This window comes from Stieleria sedimenti (assembly GCF_025060895.1).
Taxonomy (GTDB): domain Bacteria; phylum Planctomycetota; class Planctomycetia; order Pirellulales; family Pirellulaceae; genus Stieleria; species Stieleria sedimenti.
The window spans coordinates 1-5,395 of record NZ_JANZKV010000342.1 but is presented as its reverse complement, the minus strand read 5'-3'; the positions used below and the strand labels follow the sequence as shown (position 1 = coordinate 5,395).

Below are 5,395 nucleotides of genomic sequence, written 5' to 3'. Positions count from 1 at the left end.
GTTGAGTTTGTTTTTGAGTTTAGGTCCATCGCGCCGACGCGGTGACCACCGCCGTTACCCCGATCAAGACTACGTTGATTCGATATGGCCGACTTCGATCGAATGGCAAGCATTCAACGTCTGACGGGCGACGCATTTGATCGCGTCATCTTCGACCACGATCTCAGCGATCATCCACCGCACACAATTGACTGTGGTGTGGTCTTCGTGCATGCGTTTTGGGCTGGCTCATCTGTTCGCTCGCTTGCGGACTACTGCAAATCAATCATTCGCATCGACACGGATCGTCGTTTGCGTTTCATCGTCTGTGACATTGATGACATACCGTCCTGTGACCCAGTCTTGTATCGAGGCGATACGTCCGGTGGGAACGGAGACGTGTTTTGGATTTCCAACGGTCGTGTCGTAGCGCGGCACACTGCGACTCGATCATGTGACTTCGACACTGCCAACAGAAGCTTGATACAATGGTGTGCGGCCCCACGCCTGATCAAAGAGAGCGCAGAATCGACAACGGAAGTGCGGTAACCATGACATGCACGGGAGGACGCCTTGCGCGGTTTTTGAAGTGGAAGATCTTTCGTCCGTCCCCCGTGATGTCTACCGTTCCCCAACTGAAGTCATCGCTTGAACAACGTCTTTGCCGAAACGAAGTTTGATTGCGTTGATCGCGATGGGAACGCGTTCACTGCGGAATTGCAATTCGGAAACATCGTTCCTGGGCCGGTTCGCGATGGCATCACTGAATCCAGGCTCGACATGTCACTTGAGCCGCTTTTTCCTGAACGTGGGATGCGTGGCACCGATTCGTTTCAAGCGATCTGCCTAGCCATCGAATTCGTTCGCAAGGCGCTTCGCGCGTTCGTTGCTCATGGTGGCACCGTGTACTATCATCAATCGCAGACACCGATCGACTTAGACGACTACGCATTTACACCAATATCGGAGTTTATTGATCCGCGTTTTCTTGCTGGACCACCGTCTGAGTACTGGCGTCGTGTCCAAGAATCGGAAGAAAGTGGGGAACAATGACATGCACGGGAGCACGGCTTGCGGCGTTTTTCGCAATGGTTAGTTCACTCTCCGTGCCCCGTGATGTCCGACGTTCTGTCACAAGTGGGCGTTCGTTTGACGCTGGAGTTAAAAAAACATGACACGATTTAGATCAAGAGCTCTCGCTCTGGCAGTTGCCGCCAGTTGCGCTTTTGTTGCTCTGATAGCAATGGCGTACACCGTGGTTGGCGATCCGAACGCGGGCGCACGTTCGGCAATCGCGTCTATATTGCTTTCCTCATCGACACCTCAACAACAACTCGCTGATCTAACACCGTACGTACAAGCCGGCGACCAAATTTCGGATGTGCACCAGAGAGTCGCTCCACGCCCAGAATACGAGATGCACGTTGAGCGTCCCACGGAACACACATACGGACTCGGAGATGTTCAACTGGTACTCGCCATTCGTGCAAACGGAACGGTAACTGGGATTGGCAGACATATGAAAGGGAAAGATCGCGGCACAGTCTGGCTATCTCCTCCTGATTGGTCAGGCCAATAGACGATGTTGCTGCAAATCCTGTAGCCGAATCAGACAGAACAATGCCGTGCACACGGAGCACGGCTTGCACGTTTTCACAATTGGAAAGTCGTCTCTCCGCGCCCGGTGACGGCCGCCGTTCTGCCACTGAATTGATGTCTGCACCGAAACGCAATTCAAACCGAATCACCGTTGGAGACCAAGTGTTCCGGTGGCGTTTTCACCACGATGAAGACGCCCCTTGGCAAAAGACGGTTTCTATCGTCGCTGCAAAAGATTTGAATGGCCCGTCCCTCTTTGCACGGTGCGATTATGACGGAGATGTAACACCCGCAATCGTACGTCAATTGCTGGACGTCGCGTTAGACAATGGATGGCCCACGAATCCTAGCGACGCACAAGACTTTGGGCTCACAGAACAACGCATCTGCGATTGCTTTCACAATTACCCTCGCGACTTGAGCTACAGGGGCAATCAGTTTTCGTGGTATCCTGACACGAATGGCGGACTGCACTTTAAGATCAAGAATATTGGGCACCCGAAGGGCCAACTGCTGGCCACGAATTGCACACTGCAACGAGAGGACTGCACCGAGGAGTTGGCGATTGCGTTCATCGATGCTGCAATCGATCTTGGATGGAAACATGACCGAGCACGACGCGATTGCTTCTGGTTGGAAGAGGGCGTATGCTCCCGAGTGCTGGACGGTGTCCGCAACGCCGAGTGAAGGCAGAACGATGTGGTGCACCGCAGTCGGCGAGTTGAATTTGTCTTTGAGTTCAGGTCGATCGCGCCGACGCGGTGACCACTGACGTTCGCGCTCCCAAATCGTACTCGTACTCGTACTCGTACTCGCACTCAGGCGCCAGCCGGTACTCATACTCCTACTCGACCAAATGGCAAACAAACCGATGCCGGTCGCCCACGCTGCAGAACGTTGTGGCTGAACTCGGCCCACCTGAATTCATCGGACCTCAATTTCCCGGGATTCGCATCTGACGTCATCGTTCGATCGGTGCGCGGTCGACTCGGCCGACGAAGACAAACCGACGCCTGTCAATCGATTACGAGCACGAGCACCGCGATGCTGAGCACGAGCACGATCCAAGACAAACCGACGCCTGACGTGCCGACCGCTGATTGGGACACTCGATTTCCCACGACGATTCGAATCGAGTACATTGACAAACCGCGACGATGGCTCGGGCTGTCGTCGCGGCCGACCGCGTGAACGATGTGGTGCACCGCAGTCGGCGAGTTGAATTTGTCTTTGAGTTCAGGTCGATCGCGCCGACGCGGTGACCACCGCCGTTCCCCGACAAAGACTGATGCTTGACCTTGACCATCCGGATACGCCACCGACCTTCGCGATTTCACGTGAGGACGACGCGATCCTGTCGATAGCGAAGCGGATGACTCTGGTGTCAACTGAAGCCAAGATAGAACTGCTGGCCCAAGCGGGACCACATTTCGCCACGCTGCGCTCAATCACAATCGATCATTGGGGCAAATCGAAACCGATGCTTGATGCAATTGATTTGCTCGAATCGGACTTACGGCGTCTTGCGGGACTAGAATCCAAAAACGACTATGTCACTGATTGGCGCGGCAAACATTGTACCGTTTGCTCGTCTGCCATCACCAACTTAAAATCGTACGAGGACATGCTGTATTGTCCGACTTGCGTAAAAGTGATCGATGATGGCCGTGACGCTGTTGACCAAGCTTTTGGGTTGTGGTGCATTTAGCCAATGACGGCGGGTAACAATCGCGTGCACCCGAGTACGCGAGTCGGCGTTTTTGAAATGGTAAATCTTTCGCGCGTACCGGGTGACGCGTGACGTTATCGCACATAGATGAAACTCAAGATTCTTACGGTCCTGATTCTTGCGACCTGCGTTTGTGGTGGGGCGATCGCTTGGTCGTATTTTGACGTTTCGCGACCTGACGCGATTCCACTCGATACAAGCGATGCGTCTCCCGGTCGTCTCTTTGCGTACAATTTGACACTGCCTTTCAGCGACGACAATGCGGTTGCATTGGAAATTCGAAGGGTATCGTCACCAAACAACCAAGACTATACCGTTGGATCCGTAAGTGGAAACCTTCGTGTTTCGAGCGAAGACGCAGAAATGACTGTCTCCACCGGTCTCATCTCATCGCGCAAGAAACCAGACGAAATACTTGTTTCCGTTTGCCTACTGGAGGTAGATGATATTTTGGTGGATACATCAGGTTTTGGCGAATGGGTCATTGCTGGTCGCCTCAAGATCCCTGGAGTGAGCACCAAGCTAATGCCAAAAGAGAAGTTCTGCCTTGGTGGGTCACTTTCCACGGGATGGGAACGGAACCCGAGCTGGCAGGACAACGAAATCTGCGTAGGTCGGTTCCGAAGTCACGACGAGAATCGTATCTACGACTACTATTGCGTCGTAGTCGCTAGCAACCAAAAAATGCGATAACCATGCGTTGGACGCGGAGCCGCCGATCGCGTCGTTTCTGAAGTCAATGTTGATTGGCGGCGGCCCGGTCAACGCCGCCGTTCTGCCATTGAAGATTTGACGAATCATGCAAATGCCCACCGTCTATGACGATGACATCCTCAACGTCGAAGGCGGTTCCTACCCCGATGGCACCGCAACGCGGACGATCGTCTACTCCATCGTCTATCCGCCAGTCGGCTTTTTTCCCTTCGCTGGAACGGGAAACGGTGACTATCACGGGTTCTACTGGCCAATCGGACGCGAAGACGGTCTACCACTGGTCGCGTACAGCAGCCACGACGCGTACGCCCTGATCCCGGAACACGGCGATCTGACTGCTGCGGGACGTTGCCAACTGGCACGCGATGAAGAACGCAAACTCACGTACGAATTTGAATCCACTTTTGACGCTGCGAACGTGCCGCGACCATCGATCGACATTTCAGATGTTGTCGCGATCGATGACCACAAGAGACTTTTGACCCTTGATCCTGACTCTCCGTTCCGCAATTGTGCCGTTGCCGACCAACTGATTGCTGAGAACAAGCTTGACGACGCGGAATCACACTACCGAAAAGCAATCGAGTTGCTTCCGGAGTATGGGGCCGCACACTTTGGCCTCGGCTATCTGCTCCGGCGGACTCGGCGGCAATCGCAGGCAGCAATTCACTTGCGGCAATCACTGATTTGTCCACTTGCTTTTTGGGGCGGCTGCTTCTGGGCCGATCACATCCTGCCAGGTTCGTTCAGGCCTGATTGGGCTCGCAAAGCGCTCCTGTGGCTTCAGCAACTCAAGAAGCCCGACGAGTCACTTCGTGACGATCCTTTCATCCAGAACGTCCCATCATTGACTTTCCAAACTTGTGTCGCCGAGAGCCGGGACATCGAATTGTCGATAGCAATGGTTGAAGACTATCACCGGCGTGGACAGTTCCTCGATGCAATTCTCGTATGGATTACTGTGGGGGATCGCGCGGCGCTTGAGACAACGTCCTTTCGCGAACGCTACGGACTAACGGCGCGTTCGTTCGGCAGCCGTTTGGCCGATCTGTTTCGTGACGCGGGCATTGAACGCCGCGCTGAACTAATCGACAATATGATCTCAGTGATGGAAAAGCCGGAGGGGCGGTACCTGTAACGCCAAGAAGGCAGAACAATGCCGTGAACTGGAGCGGCGGATCACGCGGAAATTGAAGTCAACGTCAACCGCCGCCGCCCGGTTACGGCGGACGTTCGCGCGGCTAACCGACGCCTGGCTGCCACGGCCTACGTCTTCTTTTGTGTCTTCTCGTGCTTTTATGGCAATTGATCTGCTGCGGTTTGGCTGGTGCGCCGGCGTCCTTGCTGGAAGGAAGTAAGCGCCCAGCAGCACCA

The 5,395-nt window shown here is 54.4% G+C and carries 5 protein-coding genes; all 5 read left to right on the top strand.

Annotated elements, in window-relative coordinates; translation table 11 throughout:
* The first annotated feature begins 627 nt into the window (after window positions 1-627).
* The 5 genes from NZK35_RS33105 to NZK35_RS33085 all read left to right on the top strand — a co-directional run bounded on the left by NZK35_RS33105 (window position 628) and on the right by NZK35_RS33085 (window position 5,159).
* Window positions 628-1,032: a hypothetical protein gene (locus tag NZK35_RS33105; protein WP_259636811.1), complete on the top strand. Its 405-nt coding sequence runs from the start codon at window positions 628-630 to the stop codon at window positions 1,030-1,032.
* 1,590 nt (window positions 1,033-2,622) lie between these two features.
* Complete coding sequence (locus NZK35_RS33100; RefSeq protein WP_259636810.1) at window positions 2,623-2,769, top strand: hypothetical protein; 147 nt, start codon at window positions 2,623-2,625, stop codon at window positions 2,767-2,769.
* A 97-nt stretch (window positions 2,770-2,866) separates the two neighbouring features.
* Window positions 2,867-3,286 (top strand): hypothetical protein, encoded by a 420-nt coding sequence (locus tag NZK35_RS33095; protein WP_259636809.1) that lies wholly within the window; start codon window positions 2,867-2,869, stop codon window positions 3,284-3,286.
* 108 nt (window positions 3,287-3,394) lie between these two features.
* Complete coding sequence (locus tag NZK35_RS33090) at window positions 3,395-4,000, top strand: hypothetical protein (RefSeq protein ID WP_259636808.1); 606 nt, start codon at window positions 3,395-3,397, stop codon at window positions 3,998-4,000.
* A 112-nt stretch (window positions 4,001-4,112) separates the two neighbouring features.
* Entirely contained in the window at window positions 4,113-5,159 is a 1,047-nt protein-coding gene (locus NZK35_RS33085) for a tetratricopeptide repeat protein (RefSeq protein WP_259636807.1), read from the top strand.
* Window positions 5,160-5,395: the final 236 nt, after the last annotated feature.